16 protein-coding genes, 1 tRNA gene and 2 pseudogenes are annotated in these 19,149 nt (G+C 33.5%); 8 read left to right on the forward strand and 11 right to left on the reverse strand.

Annotated features, from left to right (window positions below; genetic code table 11):
* Positions 1-2 precede the first annotated feature (2 nt).
* From M3L71_RS04210 to pdhA, 3 genes and pseudogenes are all read right to left on the reverse strand, one after another.
* Positions 3-1,329: pseudogene (locus M3L71_RS04210) on the reverse strand (IS4 family transposase).
* Between the two features lie 112 nt (positions 1,330-1,441).
* Positions 1,442-2,872, reverse strand: coding sequence for an Asp-tRNA(Asn)/Glu-tRNA(Gln) amidotransferase subunit GatB (gene gatB, locus M3L71_RS04215; RefSeq protein ID WP_280143182.1), 1,431 nt, complete (start codon positions 2,870-2,872; stop codon positions 1,442-1,444).
* Positions 2,873-3,077: 205 nt separating this feature from the next.
* Complete coding sequence (gene pdhA, locus M3L71_RS04220) at positions 3,078-4,058, reverse strand: pyruvate dehydrogenase (acetyl-transferring) E1 component subunit alpha (RefSeq protein ID WP_280143183.1); 981 nt, start codon at positions 4,056-4,058, stop codon at positions 3,078-3,080.
* 65 nt (positions 4,059-4,123) lie between these two features.
* On the opposite strand from pdhA, the gene hemJ reads away from it, so the two are divergent.
* The 7 genes from hemJ to M3L71_RS04255 all read left to right on the forward strand — a co-directional run bounded on the left by hemJ (position 4,124) and on the right by M3L71_RS04255 (position 13,537).
* Positions 4,124-4,552 carry a protoporphyrinogen oxidase HemJ gene (gene hemJ, locus M3L71_RS04225; protein WP_280144130.1) on the forward strand — a complete coding sequence of 143 codons (429 nt, stop codon included), beginning with the start codon at positions 4,124-4,126 and terminating at the stop codon, positions 4,550-4,552.
* A 224-nt stretch (positions 4,553-4,776) separates the two neighbouring features.
* Positions 4,777-6,219 carry an HlyD family type I secretion periplasmic adaptor subunit gene (locus M3L71_RS04230; RefSeq protein WP_349292736.1) on the forward strand — a complete coding sequence of 481 codons (1,443 nt, stop codon included), beginning with the start codon at positions 4,777-4,779 and terminating at the stop codon, positions 6,217-6,219.
* Positions 6,220-6,775: 556 nt separating this feature from the next.
* Positions 6,776-7,540, forward strand: a complete 765-nt coding sequence (coxB, locus tag M3L71_RS04235) for a cytochrome c oxidase subunit II (RefSeq protein WP_280144131.1) — start codon at positions 6,776-6,778, stop codon at positions 7,538-7,540.
* 15 nt (positions 7,541-7,555) lie between these two features.
* Entirely contained in the window at positions 7,556-9,106 is a 1,551-nt protein-coding gene (gene ctaD, locus M3L71_RS04240; RefSeq protein ID WP_280143185.1) for a cytochrome c oxidase subunit I, read from the forward strand.
* A 1-nt stretch (position 9,107) separates the two neighbouring features.
* Positions 9,108-9,995: a heme o synthase gene (locus M3L71_RS04245; RefSeq protein WP_280143186.1), complete on the forward strand. Its 888-nt coding sequence runs from the start codon at positions 9,108-9,110 to the stop codon at positions 9,993-9,995.
* 175 nt (positions 9,996-10,170) lie between these two features.
* Entirely contained in the window at positions 10,171-10,608 is a 438-nt protein-coding gene (gene rnhA / locus M3L71_RS04250) for a ribonuclease HI (RefSeq protein ID WP_280143187.1), read from the forward strand.
* Entirely contained in the window at positions 10,601-13,537 is a 2,937-nt protein-coding gene (locus tag M3L71_RS04255; RefSeq protein WP_280143188.1) for a YhdP family protein, read from the forward strand. The genes rnhA and M3L71_RS04255 overlap by 8 nt, the downstream gene beginning before the upstream one ends.
* A gap of 30 nt (positions 13,538-13,567) precedes the next feature.
* Here M3L71_RS04255 and M3L71_RS08430 read toward each other — a convergent pair whose 3' ends face one another.
* The 7 genes and pseudogenes from M3L71_RS08430 to M3L71_RS04285 all read right to left on the reverse strand — a co-directional run bounded on the left by M3L71_RS08430 (position 13,568) and on the right by M3L71_RS04285 (position 18,668).
* A complete protein-coding gene (locus M3L71_RS08430; RefSeq protein ID WP_012481730.1) occupies positions 13,568-13,981 on the reverse strand; it encodes a YqaA family protein in 414 nt (137 codons plus the stop codon).
* Positions 13,950-15,343 (reverse strand): annotated as a pseudogene (gene cysS / locus M3L71_RS04260) (cysteine--tRNA ligase). Before cysS ends, M3L71_RS08430 begins: the two are co-directional and overlap by 32 nt.
* Entirely contained in the window at positions 15,336-15,992 is a 657-nt protein-coding gene (locus M3L71_RS04265; protein WP_007302767.1) for an exopolysaccharide biosynthesis protein, read from the reverse strand. The pseudogene cysS and the gene M3L71_RS04265 overlap by 8 nt, the downstream one beginning before the upstream one ends.
* A 95-nt stretch (positions 15,993-16,087) precedes the next feature.
* On the reverse strand, positions 16,088-16,744 hold the full coding sequence (locus M3L71_RS04270) for an exopolysaccharide biosynthesis protein (RefSeq protein WP_280143189.1): 657 nt from the start codon (positions 16,742-16,744) through the stop codon (positions 16,088-16,090).
* Positions 16,745-16,839: 95 nt separating this feature from the next.
* Positions 16,840-17,496: an exopolysaccharide biosynthesis protein gene (locus M3L71_RS04275; RefSeq protein ID WP_280143190.1), complete on the reverse strand. Its 657-nt coding sequence runs from the start codon at positions 17,494-17,496 to the stop codon at positions 16,840-16,842.
* 126 nt (positions 17,497-17,622) lie between these two features.
* A complete protein-coding gene (gene tatA, locus M3L71_RS04280; RefSeq protein WP_006013840.1) occupies positions 17,623-17,790 on the reverse strand; it encodes a twin-arginine translocase TatA in 168 nt (55 codons plus the stop codon).
* 140 nt (positions 17,791-17,930) lie between these two features.
* Positions 17,931-18,668 carry an ABC transporter ATP-binding protein gene (locus M3L71_RS04285; RefSeq protein WP_280143191.1) on the reverse strand — a complete coding sequence of 246 codons (738 nt, stop codon included), beginning with the start codon at positions 18,666-18,668 and terminating at the stop codon, positions 17,931-17,933.
* Between the two features lie 151 nt (positions 18,669-18,819).
* Here M3L71_RS04285 and M3L71_RS04290 point away from each other — a divergent pair.
* A tRNA-Arg gene (locus M3L71_RS04290) sits at positions 18,820-18,893 on the forward strand.
* A 27-nt stretch (positions 18,894-18,920) separates the two neighbouring features.
* Here the strand turns inward: M3L71_RS04290 and M3L71_RS04295 are convergent.
* Positions 18,921-19,127: a hypothetical protein gene (locus tag M3L71_RS04295; protein ID WP_280143192.1), complete on the reverse strand. Its 207-nt coding sequence runs from the start codon at positions 19,125-19,127 to the stop codon at positions 18,921-18,923.
* Positions 19,128-19,149 lie beyond the last annotated feature (22 nt).

Below are 19,149 nucleotides of genomic sequence, written 5' to 3' on the forward strand. Positions count from 1 at the left end.
AGTTAAGAGATTGTGAGCAAATTTAGAGAAGTTAAGGTGGATACCCTAGTTTTTCTGCACTTGTCTTTTAATGAAAACTGCGACCAAGTTATGGTAAGCTTTTTGAGAAAAATATTTAAGCCTTTAATTTTATTATTTAGTGCTAAAAATAACTCTCTAACCCGTCTTTTTAGCTCAATAAATGCCTTTGTTAAGCTAAGCTCCGTATTTTTTTTCAGTTCTGTGCAACCCACTATTCCATGAAATATAAGAATTGCACACAATTTGGCATATAGCTCACATAATACTCTGTATGGCTTTCCTCTCAGCTTATCAATCCTTATATTACTCTTATATAATTTGAACAATAATTCAATTTGCCATCTTATTCGGTAAACTACTAGTATTTGCTCAGCATTAATCTTACTTTTTGGAACATTAGTTATAAATATTGACCAATTTAGTAACTTTTGGTTCCTTTGAGAAGATGTGTATCCATGTGATCTTGCTAACCTATTAGCCTTTCTTCTTCTAGCCACAGCTTGTTCTTCAGTTAGTTTTTAAATATAATTCTTACTTTAACCCTTGTCTCTTTTCCTAACAATACCTCCTGTTCTAGAAAAGATCGATCTCCCAAATGTTCTAGTAAATCTATTTTTGACCTGTCTCTATATCATATATGTTAGTATCGGATTTATAACGACTTATGAAATAAGCTCCTATTTCATTGATGTGTTTAAAAGAACTTGGCACAAAATAACCCAAATCAGATATTAGTAAATCGTTGTTCGATATATTGCTTAAATGGCTTCTATAACCCTGATCTGACCTTATTCCTTCAGTTATATTAAGCTGGTCTAATGTCTGGTTTAGGTAGTCAAAAACTAATTGTAACTTTATTCCAGACTTAGTATTGCTTTCATAACCACTGTAGCTGGTACCATAACCTTTATACATGTCTTCCATACTGTTAGGTAAGCTAATGTAGCTGCTGTCTAATAATTTAACACCTCCAAAGTGCTTCAAGATTCTGCAATCAACTTGTAAGGTATTTTTAAGTAACGTTAAAGATTCATTATACATTCTTTTCATAAATTCCACTGCTTCCTTGGTAAATCTAAAGTCCAGACCTTGTTTTGTTATATTTATCGAGTCTTCATTCAATAATTGACACACTGTCTCTATACTACAATTATCAACCCCTATATTACCCAAAACGATGGCTTTTATGAACTACGAGCCTTTTAGCTTCCTCTTTCTTTTTATGAACCCTGTTGTAGCTGAGATTTTATCTGCTTTTTCATTAAAAAATTCTTTGAGCTTTTTTGAGATGCAAACTATTCTTTTCATTGTATAAGTTCTCCGTTTTCTTTGTTAGATTTAAGAGAACTTATATCTTTTCTTTCTCTTCCTTACACTAAGTTTATTACCACAGTTCCTTAACTTGACGCGTATGGTACACCTAGGCACTCAATTTTAATTTTTCACTCAAAACCAAGTTTACGACATCAGGGCTGGCTTTTCCTTTGGTGGATTTCATGACTTCACCAACAAAGAACCCATACAATCTTGTTTTACCACCCTTATATTCTTGAACTTTATCTTGGTTGTCATTGATGATTTTATCTATTACCTCTGAGATTTGACATGTGTCAGTTATTTGCTTGAGATTCTGCTCTTCTATAATAAGGGATGCAGGCTTTCCAGTTTCAAACATAATATCAAAAACTTGTTTACCAAGTTTAGCAGAGATCGTTCCATCGACGATAAAGTCGAGGAGTTCGGATAAAGCATCTGCTTTAATTGGAGAGCTAACAATATCAATATTTGTTTTATTTAAACGACCGAAAAGCTCGACGGTTAACCAGGTAACTGCAATCTTTGAATCATGCTTTTTTGCTAATTTTTCAAAATAATCGGCAATTTCTTTATCAGAAGTGATAACGTCCGCATCATATTCATTGATACCTAATTCCTCTATGTATCGAATTTTTTTTTGATCTGGCAACTCGGGTAAAGATGATTTAATAGAATCAATTTTGTCTTGGCTTATTTCAACAGGTAGCAAATCAGGTTCAGGGAAATATCTATAGTCACTTGAATCTTCTTTGCTTCTCATCACTTTTGTTTTTCCTAAAGTGACATCAAACAATAAGGTATCTTGACTTATTTCTCCTCCGCTTTCCAAAATTTTGATCTGCCTTTGTGCTTCATAATCTATAGCTTGTACAATATAACGTATTGAATTTAAGTTTTTTATTTCACAACGAGTGCCAAATGTGCTACTACCCTTTGGGCGAACAGAAACATTTGCATCACAGCGAAGTGACCCCTTTTCCATATCACCATCACATGAACCGATGTAACGCAAAATCTGCCTCAATTTTTTCATGAATTCTGCAGCTTCTGCAGATGAACGAAGATCTGGCTCTGAAACAATTTCCATTAAAGCAACACCTGCACGATTTAAATCTACGTAAGTTTTGCTTTCTTCATGAATACTCTTTCCTGCATCTTGCTCTAAGTGAATTCTTGCGATTCTTATTTCTTTTTCATTATTATTGATAAACACTTTACCATTTTTAACTATCGGCTCAAAGAACTGGGTTATTTGGTAACCTTGTGGTAAATCGGGATAAAAATAATTTTTACGATCAAAGTAAGAGCACTTATTAATTTCTGCAGAAAGTGCAAGACCGGTACATATTGCTTGCTCTATGCAGAAATAATTTAATATTGGCAATGTACCTGGCATTGCTGCATCAACTAGAGAAACTTGAGTATTGTGCTCAGTGCCAAATTCCGTTAGTGAACTAGAAAATAGCTTTGTCTTAGAAGAAACCTGAGCGTGTACCTCAAGTCCAATTACTGTCTCCCAGTTTTCTTTTGTCATGTATTTTATTCAATTAATAACTTTATATTCTGCAAACTAGCACAAAAAGTCAAATAAAACTCATTTAACCTATGATCCAAGAGAGGTGTATATCAATAATATAAGAGTTACTACAGTTTCTATTGACTGGGCTGTTATATAATAAAGTTAAGTGCTGCCAAAAAATATCTATAGTAGGCCAAAACATAATTTTGATGGCAACTGATTAGCTAACAAATTTATAAACATCAGTATATAGTTCATCAATGCCTGGCTCTTTACTATTTTTAGCAAAATCTTCTGACTTTTTTACTAAATCTCGTATTTCCTTATCAATAGCTTTGCATTCTTCATCAGAAGCGATTTTATTGTCTGTTATATACTGCTTTAGGGTGCTTATAGGATCATGATTTTGCTTCATATCTTCAACTTCTTCTTTTGAGCGATAAGTAGCAGGATCTGACATTGAATGTCCACGATATCGATATGTCTTCATTTCAAGCAAGAGAGGTCCTTTTCCCCCACGTACGTGCTCAGCTATTTCACTTGTTAACTCATAGACAGAGAAAAAATCCATTCCATCAACTTGTTTTCCAGGAATACCAAAACTCTCTCCTCTTTTATATAGTTCAGTTACTAAAGTTGATCTTTGTACAGAAGTTCCCATTGCGTATTCGTTATTTTCTATGATATAAACCACAGGTAACTTCCACAAAGATGCCATATTAAATGATTCATATACTTGTCCTTGATTTGCAGCACCGTCACCAAAATATGTGAATACAACGTTATCTTTTTTCTTGTATTTATTAGCAAATGCTATTCCTGTGCCAATTGGGACTTGTGCACCTACTATTCCATGTCCACCAAAGAAATTTTTTTCAACATCAAATATGTGCATGGAGCCACCTTTGCCTTTTGAACACCCTGTTTCTTTGCCGGTTAGTTCTGCCATCACAACATTCGGATCAGAATTACATGCAAGCATTAAGCCATGGTCTCTATAGCTTGTGATAAAAGCATCACCAGATTTTGATGTAGCTTGAGTCCCAACTGCAACTGCTTCTTGCCCTATTGATAAGTGACAGAATCCGCCTATTAATCCCATTCCGTATAATTGTCCTGCTTTTTCCTCAAATCTGCGTATGAGAAGCATTTTTCTGTAGAATCCAATCACCTGTTCTTTAGTGAAATTTTCTGCTTTCATATTGACTTTCTTTTATTAAATTGAGATCATACCAGAAATTTTTAACATTTTATAATACTATCTATATGGACTACTATCACTGGCTTGAAGCTTTTCACGTTATCTCTGTAATTATGTGGGTGGCAGGTATGCTCTATTTGCCAAGGCTTTATGTTTACCATGCATCTGTAAAACCAGGGTCAGAAAATGACAGCTTACTTCAAATAATGGAGAAGAGACTCCTTAGATATATCATAAACCCTGCAATGCTTTTCTCCCTTAGTTTTGGAATTATGCTAATGATTATTAGGGAAGCATATCGCGAAGGGTGGTTTCATATAAAAGCGCTAGCATTATTCTTAATGTTTGCTATTCATGTCCTACTTGCAAAGCATAGGAAAAATTTTGCAGTGGGCTTGAATAAGAAAACTCACGTTTATTTTCGTGTTTTAAACGAAGCAGTAACAGTGTTAATAATAATTATAGTTATTATGGTTATTGTAAAACCTTTTTGATTTTCTAGCCTAATGCTGAACCATTGAATGGAGTATAAGAATTGTTACTAAATATTTTATTCTGATGTTCCGTAGTCTAAGTAAAGTACTTAAGGTATAGATTATTTGTTTTTGTGTGTTATCCTGGTTAACAAGAATTCGCAGTAGTATTATAATGAGTAAGTTAAAAAAAGCTTAGTGCTGGACTTTCTTTGACAGGCCTGATTGGTAGTGATGATATAGATATGCAAAGGGCAGGAAATAGAAAGAAGAAATATCAATTTTTGGATAAGACGTTCGCATGGATTGATGCGATGATAAATTTTGTTTTTAAACGTGAGAGTAATAACGTAAATGAAGTCCTAAAAGTCACATGGGGACCACTATTTTTTGGTTTAGTGGTGATATTCATCTTTTTTGGAATAGGTGGTATTTGGTCGGCTATAGCTCCAATTGACGGAGCAGTGCATGCAAGTGGAGAAGTTATTGTCTCTTCAAATAGAAAAATAGTGCAACACTTGGGTGGGGGAATAATAAGCAAAATTTTAGTAAAAGAAGGTCAAACAGTTAAAAAAGATGAGCCTTTAGTTTTATTAAGTGATGTTAACGAAAAGGCAAATTTGAGTATAATTAAAGAAAAACTCTTATCATTTTTGGCAACTGAAGCAAGACTTATTGCAATTAGGGGAGACTTAGATACGCTAGAATTTTCTGATGAGGTTAAAAGATTATCTAACGATGAACTTGTAAACAAAGCGATAAAGAATCAGGTAAAGTTGTTCAACTCTCAGAGAAAGAGTATATTAGGAAAAACTGACATACTGCAACAACGTATAAAGCAGTTAAATGATGAATTAGCAGGGCTAAATTTTCAACTAAATGCAGCCCATAAGCAATATGACTTGATAACTGAGGAGTTAGAAAGAAAAAGACAATTACTTGATAGTGGCCATATAAGCAAACCACACATTTTAGCTTTAGAAAAACAGTTTGCTGAAATTGAGGGTAGAGTTGGACATTACCGTTCTGCAATATCTCAAGTACAGCAAAAGATTGGAGAAAATGAGTTAGAGATTATAAATGTGAAGAATGATGCTCAAGAAAGAGCAAATGCTGAGCTTAAGGAAGTTAATACATCTATTGCAGACTTAAAAGAGAGGCTGATGGTTGCTGAAGATTCGTTAGTACGTACAATAATTAAATCACCTCAAGATGGTATAGTTACAGATATAAGATACCACACTGAAGGTGGTGTTATACAATCTGGAGTTCCAATCATGAGTATAGTACCATCAGATGATGATCTAATAATAGATGCTAAAGTTCTAACCAGAAACATAGAAGAGATACTGTCAGCAAAAAAGAAAGATAGCAATATAGTCTCTATCGACGGACTAGAAGGGCTGAAAGTTAAAGTAAGGCTGAGCGCTTATAGTGCACGTCGCTTAAGTTTAATTAACGGTATAGTAAACCATATTTCCCCTGATGCTCTTGATGATCCAAGGATGGGGCGTTGTTATTCAGTGCGAGTGGTGATACCAAAATCAGAACTTGCTCAATTTAAAAACGTATACCTATATCCTGGTATGCCAGCAGAAGTATATATAGTTACTCAATCCCGCACTCTTTTATCGTTCTTGTTTACACCTATAATTGCAACATTCGATAGATCTTTCATAGAGAGATAATTTATTTTGCTTTTCTAAAAAATTTGTTTACAGAGTTTGATATGCAAAAAAATTTACACACAAGTAGTGTATTATTTTATAATTATTTTCTATAATATGTAAATCTTTGATTTAAGATGCAAATGCTAACGTAAACATTAAAGGTTAATTAGTAAACTCAGCTGTATAATAGAATTAAAGGAATTAGTAAGATTTTTACCTCAATGAATTATAAATAGGCAAACTTACCTAAAGTTTAATAGTGTCTGTTACTGCTTTTAGGTGTGAGGCTAGAGGGTTATGAGCAATAACAGACACTATTAAACTTATTATAGAACTTCCTTAAAGTAAATACTTAACTTAAAATATTATAATATTTTAACTTAAAATAGATTCATGTAAATGCTTTTTCCTCAAGTTAGTATCGTATTAGTATATTTATTAAATGCTAAAAAAACATTAATCATCATTTACTTTTGATTCAATATTTAGCAAAACACTTGTGTACATTCTATAATCTCTGTTTGCATAGTAAGTGTATATATATTATTATACAGTTAGTTTTACAGCAAGAAATATGGTGAAGTTATTTGCATTATTGATAATGTTTTACTCAAACATATCAATTGCTTCTGCTCCTACTTCTTGGCAATTTGGATTTCCTGCGCCTGCAACTGAGATAATGGAGGTTGTAGTTAAGTCACATTCGTTTGTGATGAGTGTAATGATTGCAATTATGCTTTTTGTATGGTCCATGCTTGCTTATGTAGTATTTCGCTTTCGTAAGGGCAAAGTGAAAAATGTCAGCAAAATAACTCATAATATCTTTGTAGAAATTATCTGGTTTGTTATACCAACGATTATTGTTGGGATATTGGCTTTTAAAAATGCTGAATTAATTAAACTACAGGAGAAAGTGCCAAAAGCTGACATAACACTAAAAGTTATTGGTCATCAATGGTATTGGAGTTACCAGTACCCAGAATATAAAGGTATTTCATTTGACAGCTATATAAAAGGAAAAGAAGACTTTACCGAAAGAGATTTAAAACTATTCTCTGTTGATAATAACGTTATTTTACCTATCAATACTAATATTCGTTTACAAGTTACAGCAGGAGATGTAATACATAGCTGGGGAATACCGGCTTTTGGTATAAAAATTGATGCAATACCAGGTAGGCTGAATGAAGCATGGTTTAACGTTACAAAGCCCGGTATTTATTATGGGCAATGTTATGAACTATGTGGTCAAGGTCATGGATTTATGCCAATTGTTGTTGAAGCAGTGAGTAAAGAAGATTTTAATAAGTGGATTGAAGATAAAAAATTAGTAAGTTAAGTTTGGAGTATAGATATGAGTGATGTACCAAAAGGTATAAGACGTTGGCTGTTTTCTACTAATCACAAAGATATAGGGACACTATACATTATTTTTTCCATATTAGCTGGAATTATTGGTGGATTATTATCGGTAATTATTCGTACTCAGCTAATGCACATTAATATACTTAACAATAATTACCAGCTATATAACGTAATGATTACGGGGCATGCGGTAATAATGGTGTTTTTTATGATAATGCCAGCCTTAATGGGAGGATTTGGTAATTGGTTCGTACCTCTCATGATTGGTGCACCAGATATGGCATTTCCTCGTATGAATAATTTAAGTTTTTGGTTGTTAGTTTCATCTTTTATTTTGCTTATCCTCTCGGTATTTGCTGGCGAAGGTCCTGGAACAGGATGGACTTTATACCCACCTCTATCGCAAATCATGTCTCACCCAAGTGCAGGAGTTGATCTTGCTATACTTGCACTTCATGTTGCTGGTATGTCATCAATTGTTGGGGCGATCAACTTTATAGTCACTATATTCAATATGCGTGCAAAAGGTATGTCACTCACTAAAATGCCACTATTTGTTTGGTCTGTTTTACTAACGTCATTTATGTTAATTGTTGCCTTACCGGTACTTGCTGGTGCTATAACTATGCTGCTAACTGATCGCAATATTGGCACTTCCTTTTTTGATCCTGCTGGTGGCGGTGATCCTGTGTTATTTCAACACCTGTTTTGGTTTTTTGGTCATCCAGAAGTTTACATAATTATTTTTCCTGCATTTGGCATCATAAGTCAAGTCGTATCAACTTTTTCCCATAGGCCAGTATTTGGTTATATGGGAATGGTTTATGCCATGATAGGAATAGCAACGTTTGGCTTCATGGTTTGGGCTCACCATATGTTTACTGTTGGGCTTAGCGAGGATGCTGCTATATTTTTTAGCACTAGCACAATTTTCATTGGTGTTATAACTGGTGTAAAAGTCTTTAGTTGGATTGCAACTATGTGGGGTGGAGCGATTGAATTGAAGACACCAATGCTGTTTGCATTAGGTTTTATTTTCATGTTTGTTGGAGGTGGTATAACCGGAATAATTCTTTCTCACGGTGGAATAGATAAGCTTTTGCACGACACCTATTATGTCGTTGCTCACTTTCACTATGTCATGTCGCTTGCTGCATTATTTGGAGCTTTCGCCGGTTTTTATTATTGGATAGGCAAAATGTCAGGTAAGCAATATAACGAGTGTTTAGGAAATATACACTTTTGGCTCACTTTTATTAGCACCAATGTCACTTTCTTACCCCAGCATTTCCTGGGATTAGCAGGTATGCCAAGGCGTATACCTGATTATCCCGACGCGTTTATCCCTTGGAATTATATATCCTCAATTGGCTCATATATGTCCTTTCTTTCAGTTATGTTTTTTGTATTTATAGTTATACATCTCTTTAAGTGGGGCAAAAAAACTGGAGATAATCCTTGGGAAGGTGACACTTTAGAATGGACGGTATCTTCACCACCGCCTTTTCATACTTTTGAAAAACCACCAGTGATAAAATAGAATGTACACAAGTGTTTTGCTAAATGTTGAATCAACAATACTGGATTTTTGGCATTTGCTGAAGCCAAGGATAATGTACCTTGTAGTGTTTACTGCAATTGCTGGAATGGTTGCTGCACCAGGTAGCATTCATCCTTTCCTTGCACTAATATCTCTTATGTGCATTGCTCTTGGTTCAGGATCTGCAGGTGCAATAAATATGTGGTATGACAGAGATATAGACTTGCTTATGGAGAGAACAAAAAACCGCCCTATACCTTCAGGTAGAGTTTCTGCAGAAAGCGCGCTTGAATTTGGCATAACTCTTGGAATATTGTCAGTATTTATCATGGCAATAGCAGTGAACCATGTTTCTGCTGCTTTGCTTGCAATTAGCATATTATTTTATGTTTTTGTGTATACAATTTGGCTCAAAAGGCGTACTCCGCAGAATGTTGTTATTGGTGGTGCAGCAGGCGCTTTTCCTCCAATGATTGGCTGGGCGGTTGTAACTGACTCTGTAAGCTGGGAAAGTTGTATTCTATTTTTAATAATTTTTATGTGGACTCCACCACATTTTTGGGCTCTATCTTTAAATAGATCTGAAGATTATACAAAAGCATCGATTCCAATGTTCAATATCGTTTATGGTCCAGAAAAAACGAGGAAATATATATTAATCTATAGCGTCTTACTCGTATTAACTAGCTTACTTCCAGCACTATTTTTGAAAAAGGCTCTATTTTACCTCAGTATGGCAATTATTGAAGGGTGTGTTTTTATTTGGTTTGCTGCATCCGTTATAAGGCTTAAGAGTCATAGCTCGCAGAAAAAAATGTTTTCTTATTCGATTTCTTATCTATTTTCTCTGTTTGCCAGCGTTATTTACTGTTCTATTGATTTGTTTTAACCATGAAAGAACATAAAAACTATCTTTTACTTTCTCTTCTAATAATGCTCGTTGTAGCACTTTTTTTTATTTCCATAATAAAATTTAAAGGTGCGGCTTAAATTGCCTCTATATCTATAAAAATTGTGATTTTATAGAAGCAACGATATACTTTATTAATTCACTACAGTTAAAGATGAAGAAAAAGGAAGTGACAATATACACAGATGGAGCATGCTCTGGTAACCCAGGGACAGGAGGGTGGGCAGCAATCATATTATTTCAAAATCATAGAAAGAACATCTGTGGTAGAGAAGAAAATACTACAAATAATAAAATGGAGTTAACAGCAGTGATCAATGGACTGAAGGTATTAAAATTTCCTTGTAATATCAGTTTGTATACGGATAGCCTCTATATTAAATACGGTATAACAGAATGGATAAATAAGTGGAAAATGAACGGCTGGAAGGCAAGTAATAAGAAGTCAGTAAAAAATATAGAATTATGGAAAGAATTACACGATGTTGCTTTGCAACATGAGATTAACTGGAAGTGGGTGAAAGCGCATAATGGTGATAAATACAATGAAGAAGCCGACAGCTTAGCAAGAAAAGCAATAATCGATGCTTAAAAAAATAGCTCTATCATTTTCTATAATTTTATTATTTATATTCTGCTTCTTTATCCCTTTTAAAGGGGAAGGTCCTTTAGAAATCAATATTAGTTATATTAATTTTTATATAAAGAAAAAAATATTAAAGATATTTACCAATTCGGATGTCAGCATGGAGAGTACCTCGGTTATTTGGCAGAAAGATGGCAAGCTAGTCATTACAGATTTAAAAATAACAAATCCTGACTTTACCATAGAAGTTCTTGAGCTTTTCGTACACTTTAAGTTAAGTTCCAAAAAGTTCTCTCAGGTTTTAGCTGGTAATGTACACATATATATCAAGAAGGAAGAGACCAGAGGAATAACAACATCTGTAATGACAGATAAGATGAGTAGTACAAAAAATCTGCTGAAGACAATAAGAAAAATTTTTTTCTACTTAAATGCAGACTCAAGGATTGAAATTACTAACATTTCTGTCAATAAAAGCACGGAAGGTGAGTTTTTCATCGATAAAGTATATGCAGGGAAGGGGGAAGATTTCAATGTTTTGGATATTCGTGTTCATACAAAAGATAAAAAGGGGATTCTAGATGATTTATCTATTATGATAAAAAATCGCAATAATTTGTTAAATTTGTATGGAACATTTTATAACCTAAAGTTGGGGCTATTTAACGAGTTTTCCACACTAGTTAAAAGTTACAATTTGGACAAAGAAATAGGGTTCAAAGGGAACTTCTCAATGAGAATTAGTGGAAAGGATGAAGTTATGGATGGAAACATATACGTGTTAAATACAGAGAGTCACTCAGGTAAAAACTTAGCCTTGACTAATGTAAATGTAAATTTGACATATAGTGATGAAATCATTAGCGTAAAAAACTTTCATTTTAAGTTAAATGATACTTACCTTTCTTTGATTGGCAAAATGAACTTTGGCACAAATCATGCTTTGCTTAGAGTTAATATTAGTAAACTTGTTGCAAAAGATTTATGTACTTATGTACCAGATGGTGTAGTAAATAGTAAATTTAAAAGCTGGTATTGTAATAATATTGATGGGGATGTTCTAAATACCATTGTAAGTTTCAATGGCAAAATTAACAATTTGGTTAATGACGATCTATCAGACATTGTAATTGTTGCTGATATAGAAAATTGCAGCGTTAAATTTGATGAAGATTTTGAACGAGTGGAGAAGTTGAACGGTGAGTTAACTCTCAAGGATAACAATCTCAAAATTATTGTAAATAGTGCCAAGTTCCAGAATTTCACTATCGATAGTAGTGATATTGAAATGAACTCTCTAAATAAGGAAGATTCAGTTCTTACCATTAACGGTCAGGCTGTAAGTGATGCTTATGGGTTATATGAGCCTATAAGATTTAAGCTGGATGATGTGGTAAAACTTGAAAAAGATAAAGTAGGTGGAATAGCAAAGTCTGTATTCAATTTTCGCATTTTTAATCTAAACTCTAGTGATAAAAAAGTAGATTTTTCGGCCAAATTTCATTCTGAAATTGATAATTTGGTGGTGTATAATGGAAGTTTTGGTAAGTATGATATTAAGCTCGATTTTGGGAGTGACTTTATAGATTTAAATGGTAGTGGTATGGTGAATAATACACAGCTTCTATTTGACCTCAAAAGTAGCAATAAAAATAGAGATTTTGCCTGGAATTTGACTGGAGATTTGCCTGCTCAAATACTTAATTTCGGTGATGGTTACATCAATGCAAATATAGAATCAGTGGTATATCAAGATAAGACGGGATATATTAATGGTAATATAGATTTATCAGAGCTTGAGTCACGTTCAAGCTACTTAGGGTGGAAAAACCATTTTGAAGATCACAATAAAGTTTTATTTTCTACAAGGCTAAAAGGAGTAGGTGAGTTGCTAATAGACAAACTAGACGTTGTAGGAAATGATCTAGACATAAAATTCAGCGGAAGAGTAGAAAATGGAAATCTATATTTAAATTCTAGCAACTTTAAATTACCTGATAATAATTTTAGTATAGAGATTGAGTCAGGTAAGGAGAAAAATGCCATAACTATTCATGGTGAGAAAATCAACTTAAGTGATGTTTTAGGTTTACTTGGCAAATATAGTAATCGATTAAATAACAACATAGAAGTTACTATGAATGTTGACAATATAATTATGAAAGAAGGAATTATCATAAAAGATGCTAAGCTAAATGTAACTTGTGCTAAAGGTGATTGTAGTGGAAGTCAATTCACAGGACAGTTTTTAGAAGATAACAGTAATATACTAGTAGAACATAGTGAAATAGGGCTTGAAATATATTCGGATAATTCAGGTATGCTTTTGCGTTCTTTAGGTATTGGTAAATCAGTTAAAAATGGCAAATTATCTCTTTATCTATCTTCTAAGAGAGAAAATGGAGAACATTATGGTATGTTATCTATCAGCAATTTCTATATCAAAGATGCTCCACTGCTTACCACTTTATTATCAATGTCTTCACTGCCTGGTATTGTAAATGCTATAAAGAACGAAGGTGTACATTTTTATAAGTGTAATGCACCTTTTTCATATAAAGATGGCACTGTTGAAATTGAAGAATCTTGGCTTGAAGGAGCGGAACTAGGCATTAGCACTAGTGGTACGCTCGATATTAAGGGTTATAAATTCCAGGTTGAAGGACAAGTAATACCGGCATACTCAATTAACAAATCTTTGTTGAAAATCCCTATAATCGGAAAACTTCTGACTGGTGGGAAGAGTAGGGGGATTATTTCAATAGACTACAAAGCAAATGGTGATGATAAAAACAACAACGTATCTGTTAATCCTATCTCTTCGCTAACCCCAAGCTTACTTAAGAGGTTATTAGGAGTATTTGATCGTATTATGACAAAAACTAATAAAAGCATTTTAAAAGGTAGTTTGAAGAAGAAATTTAGCTCAATATGACCAGAAGAAAAGTTGTTTATTGATGTTTAGTTAGATGGTAAACGTTAGATACAACAAACAGAGGAAGTTAGATAAAATAATTAAGGGAACAAGAATATAAAGGTTTAACTTGAAGTAACCGGATAAAATCTGAGTCACACTTCCAAGTGCTGGTACCCACGAAAGCAATGCAACTGCACAAATCAGTAGGTGCCTTACAATTTTTGGTGTTTTGTCTTCATTCTCTAATTTGTGATGTGATCTTCTGATAAAAATTGTTATTCTACCTAAATACCAGTTAGCTATTCCACCAAGACTGGATCCTAATACTCCAAAAAGTAATATAAGTAGTTGATCGTAGTTTGACCTAAAGCATAACATAGTGTAAAGTACAAAACCTTGATGTATGGGTAAGATAAGCGATGATACTAGGCTATCTATAAACAATAGGAGATAATTTTCCATACCAAGTTGTTGTACCATCTTCGTTGTCAGAAATTGTAACCCCCATTTGTTTCAATTGCTCTCTTATTTTGTCTGCAGTATCATAATCTTTATTTTGTTTTGCTACTTTTCTTAAGTCTATCAACCTTTCTATTTCTTGATGACTCACACCACTTGCAAACCACTCTTGATAACTTGACTCAAGAATACCAATGAACCTTGCGCTTTTAACAAACTTCTTAGTTAATTTGAGCCTGTCACATTCATTACTTGTCTTATTGATTTCTGTAGCCATTTCATGCAATATGGCTACAGCTTCAGGAATGTTTAAATCGTTTTTCAAAGCCTCTATAAAATCTTTAGAGACTTCTGCATCACTTTCCTCAATACATGTACTACGTAATAACCGATAAAACTTGTTTAAAGTTTCTTGCGACTCAGAGATAACATTTTCTGTCCAATCAAGTGGTTTTCTGTAGTGAGTTTTAAGCAGCGCATAACGTATTACTTCACCCTTTATTCCACTATCTAACAAATCCCTTACTTTGACTATATTAAATAAGGATTTGCTCATTTTCTCTTCATTTACCGTAAGAAACCCGTTGTGTACCCAATATTTTGCAAACGTTGACTCAGCAAATGCAGATTTACTCTGTGCAATTTCATTCTCATGATGAGGAAATTGCAAGTCTATACCCCCACCGTGAATGTCAAAATCTTTGCCAAGGTAAGCATATGACATTGCTGAACATTCTATATGCCACCCTGGTCTTCCCTCTCCCCATGGACTATTCCAGTGACTTGAAAGTTTATAGTCAGTTTCGTTTGCAGGTTTCCAAAGTACGAAGTCTCCTGGGTGTTTTTTATTTTCACCAACTTCAACTCTACTACCGTAGTTTAATTCATCAATTTTTTTTCCTGATAAAACGCCGTACTCAGGGTAAGATTCTACACTAAAATATACATGTTTATTGGATTCATAAGCATGACCAGCTTGCAGCAAAGACTCAATTAACTTGATAATGTTATCTATGTTTTCCGTTGCTTTTGGTTCATATGTTGGTTCTGCACAATTTATGCTTTCCATGTCTTCATGAAAAGTTTTAGTGTAATATTTGCTAATGCTTTCTATATTACTATTTTTCTCATTTGCTGCATTGATTATCTTGTCATCGATGTCGGTTATATTACGCACATAAGTAACTTTTCCATAACAAAATTTAAGCATTCGAAATAATACATCGTAAACAACAATAGAACGTGCATTACCTATATGTGCTGTATCATATACTGTTGGCCCACAAACGTACATTTTTATATGATCTTTATCGATCGGTGTAAAGGGCTCTTTTTTTTTGTTAAAGTGTTGTAAAGCTTAACCATATACAAAGCTTTTTAGAAAAGAAAATGCTCCAAATATAAGCTGTGGTCCTTTAACTATTACGACAAGAGTAAGTAATAACCCACACAATGATACTAATACTCCCATTATAGAGAGAAATCCATCTTTGCTCATGATACCCAGTGAAATGAGAGTTGTACCAATTGCAGGAATGAAGTTAGTTAAAGGAAGTGGGATTGCTATCGATAATGCACAAAGCAGCATTATAAATGCTAAAATATTTTCACCAGGACCACGAAAAATGAAAGACATTCTTGGTTTCATGAACTTTTCTATTTTTTTTAATGTAGGTGAAGTTTTCTCTACCACGAGAGCTAGTGTTGAACGTTGAAAAGATTTCCTTTCTAGCCAATTAGGCATCCAAGGAGAATCAAACCCAAATAGAAGCTGCAGTGAAAATAAGATTAAAGGTATAGAAAGAATGGTTGTATAGCCAGGTGGAACAGGTATAGGTACTGATAGCGGTAAAGAGAAGATGATTATTAAAATACCAAAACCGCGCTCATGTAAAGCTGTTTTAATATCAAATAATGTTACTTTATCATTATCGTTATTATTAGTATCTGCAACCTCTTTTAGAATATCAGAGGCCAATTTTTTATCTTCAGTCAATTTCACACTTTTTTCCACAGTTACCCTTTAATAACAATATAACTTCTAACTAACATAGTTATTGCTATATTTCAATATCGATTATTCATTTCATGCTGTACTTCATTCTTTTATTAAAGTGTTGTAAAGCTTTTAAGAAAAGAAAGCGTTACGGTTATAAGTTTTGGTCCTTTGGTTATTACAAGAAGGGTAACCAATAACGCACAGAATGAAAATAACACTCCCAGCGTAGATAAAAATCCATCTTTACCCATAATGCCGAGTGAAATAAGAGTTATACCAATTGCAGGAAGGAAGTGAGTAAAAGGTAATGGAAGAGCTATTATTATTGCACAAAGCAACATCATAAAAGCTAGAATCTTTTCACCCGGACCAAGAAAAATAAAAGACATTCTTGGTTTCATGAACTTTTCTATTTTTTTTAATATAGGTGAAGTTTTCTCTACCAAGAGAGCTAGTGTTGAACGTTGAAAAGATTTCCTTTCTAGCCAATTAGGCATCCAAGGAGAATCAAACCCAAATAGAAGCTGCAGTGAAAATAAGATTAAAGGTATAGAAAGAATGGTTGTATAGCCAGGTGGAACAGGTATAGGTACTGATAGCGGTAAAGAGAAGATGATTATTAAAATACCAAAACCGCGCTCATGTAAAGCTGTTTTAATATCAAATAATGTTACTTTATCATTATCGTTATTATTAGTATCTGCAACCTCTTTTAGAATATCAGAGGCCAATTTTTTATCTTCAGTCAATTTCACACTTTTTTCCACAGTTACCCTTTAATAACAATATAACTTCTAACTAACATAGTTATTGCTATATTTCAATATCGATTATTCATTTCATGCTGTACTTCATTCTTTTATTAAAGTGTTGTAAAGCTTTTAAGAAAAGAAAGTGTTACGGTTATAAGTTTTGGTCCTTTGGTTATTACAAGAAGGGTAACCAATAACGCACAGAATGAAAATAACACTCCCAGCGTAGATAAAAATCCATCTTTACCCATAATGCCGAGTGAAATAAGAGTTATACCAATTGCAGGAAGGAAGTGAGTAAAAGGTAATGGAAGAGCTATTATTATTGCACAAAGCAACATCATAAAAGCTAGAATCTTTTCACCCGGACCAAGAAAAATAAAAGACATTCTTGGTTTCATGAACTTTTCTATTTTTTTTAATATAGGTGAAGTTTTCTCTACCAAGAGAGCTAGTGTTGAACGTTGAAAAGATTTCCTTTCTAGCCAATTAGGCATCCAAGGAGAATCAAACCCAAATAGAAGCTGCAGTGAAAATAAGATTAAAGGTATAGAAAGAATGGTTGTATAGCCAGGTGGAACAGGTATAGGTACTGATAGCGGTAAAGAGAAGATGATTATTAAAATACCAAAACCGCGCTCATGTAAAGCTGTTTTGATGTCGAACAATGTTACTTTATCACTATCGTTGTTATTGGTATCTGCAACCTCTTTTAGAATATCAGAGGCCAATTTTTTATCTTTAGTCAATTTCTCACTTTCTTCCACGATTAACCTTTAATAACATTCTAACTAACATAATTATTACTGTACTTCAATCATACCTCTTCAATTCTTTAGCCTTGTTTAAACAAATGACACGCACTTTAGTGCGTGTCACGAAACATAAGGAAGCTAACGATCTGGTTCATTAGATGATAGTTTCTCTGAATCCTTAAGTTCTTGTTTAAGGTTTTTAATGCCTTTGCCTAAATCACCCATAACTTGTGGTAACCTACCTGCACCAAACAGAACTAAGATTATTATTAAGACTAGAAACAGCTGCCATGGACCTAAACTCATTTGTACCTCCGTTGAAAATATTAACTTTTAGGTATTAAAACTTGACTGAAGCCAAGTGATACATAAATTATATCACTTTTATTGAATTATAAATCAAGAGTTTTTAATTATCTTATAATAGTTTTAGCCTAACATTAAGTTTAGTTTAGCTGTAGAGTAAAAGGAAGCTCACTAAAAAATTTTGCTAACGTATCATCTTTAGGTCTGTGGTATATGTAGCTAGGAACTCCTGATTGAATAATTTTACCATTTTTCATCACGTAAATAAAATCTGCAACTTTCAACGCTTCTTGCGGATCATGAGTTACCATGAGTACAGGAATATTTTTGCTTCTAAAAAGTGACAATATATGGTGCCTTATTCGATATTTGAGCAGTATATCTAAATTAGAAAATGGTTCATCGAGCAAAACAACATCAGGATTTTGCGCCATTACTCTTGCTATTGCAACTAATTGTTGCTGTCCTCCTGATAAAGCATGAGGGTACATGTTTTCATATTTTTCTATATCAAATAGCTTTAAGATTTCCAATGCAGTAAGGTATTTTTCTTTCTTAGAAGTACTGCAAATAGCAAAAGTTATATTTTCTATTACTGTTTTATGAGGAAATAATGCAGAATGCTGAAAAATCAATCCGATATTTCTACGCTCTATAGCAATTGACACTTTGTTACCTGCAACTAATTTATCATTTATAACAATGGTTCCAGATTTTGGATTTTCTATTCCTGCGATTAATTTTAGAATTGTTGACTTGCCACAGCCAGAATGACCTAGTAAACAGGCAACACTTCCTTTCTTCACTTGAATGTTGATGTTGCTTAAAGCAAAGCCATCTTGATTACTATAAAAGTAACTAATATTGTTAACTAGCATTAATCTTTCAATTGGAATCGTATTATTAAATATAACAGTATTACATTCAAGAAATACAGAAATATTTTTTATTATTGTGAATTAATTGTACAGGGTGCCTAGAAAAATGCGAGACTTTTTGCTATAATTTTGCATAAATAGCAGAAGACATGGGACTATAGCTCAGTAGGATAGAGCGTTGGATTCCTAATCCGAAGGCCGTGCGTTCGAATCGCACTAGTCCCACTTAATTTTGATAAAGTGGTTTAACAATCAAGAAATTATAATTGGTTTGAAAAGTGATTCTAGGAGCTGGATTGCATGGTTTCTCAAACTTGAATTTACATGTTCAACCTTATTTTCTCTCATTTCGCTGTAACTTGGAAGTGTAAAATTTTTTACATGTAATCCAGTTACTATTACAACTAAAATAGCTAGGACACTGCAAACTAATGCACCAGCTAAAGATGGAACCATCACAGCAGAAGCAACAAACAATCCT

Origin of the sequence: Wolbachia endosymbiont of Frankliniella intonsa, assembly GCF_029856955.1 — a bacterium.
Taxonomy (GTDB): domain Bacteria; phylum Pseudomonadota; class Alphaproteobacteria; order Rickettsiales; family Anaplasmataceae; genus Wolbachia.

Bases quoted from the DNA above. Each gene is read 5' to 3' on its own strand.
- gatB (WP_280143182.1), bottom strand. From the start codon at position 2,872: ATGACAAAAGAAAACTGGGAGACAGTAATTGGACTTGAGGTACACGCT.
- pdhA (WP_280143183.1), bottom strand. From the start codon at position 4,058: ATGAAAGCAGAAAATTTCACTAAAGAACAGGTGATTGGATTCTACAGA.
- hemJ (WP_280144130.1), top strand. From the start codon at position 4,124: ATGGACTACTATCACTGGCTTGAAGCTTTTCACGTTATCTCTGTAATT.
- M3L71_RS04230 (WP_349292736.1), top strand. From the start codon at position 4,777: ATGCAAAGGGCAGGAAATAGAAAGAAGAAATATCAATTTTTGGATAAG.
- coxB (WP_280144131.1), top strand. From the start codon at position 6,776: ATGGTGAAGTTATTTGCATTATTGATAATGTTTTACTCAAACATATCA.
- ctaD (WP_280143185.1), top strand. From the start codon at position 7,556: ATGAGTGATGTACCAAAAGGTATAAGACGTTGGCTGTTTTCTACTAAT.
- M3L71_RS04245 (WP_280143186.1), top strand. From the start codon at position 9,108: ATGTACACAAGTGTTTTGCTAAATGTTGAATCAACAATACTGGATTTT.
- rnhA (WP_280143187.1), top strand. From the start codon at position 10,171: ATGAAGAAAAAGGAAGTGACAATATACACAGATGGAGCATGCTCTGGT.
- M3L71_RS04255 (WP_280143188.1), top strand. From the start codon at position 10,601: ATGCTTAAAAAAATAGCTCTATCATTTTCTATAATTTTATTATTTATA.
- M3L71_RS08430 (WP_012481730.1), bottom strand. From the start codon at position 13,981: ATGGAAAATTATCTCCTATTGTTTATAGATAGCCTAGTATCATCGCTT.
- tatA (WP_006013840.1), bottom strand. From the start codon at position 17,790: ATGAGTTTAGGTCCATGGCAGCTGTTTCTAGTCTTAATAATAATCTTA.
- M3L71_RS04285 (WP_280143191.1), bottom strand. From the start codon at position 18,668: ATGCTAGTTAACAATATTAGTTACTTTTATAGTAATCAAGATGGCTTT.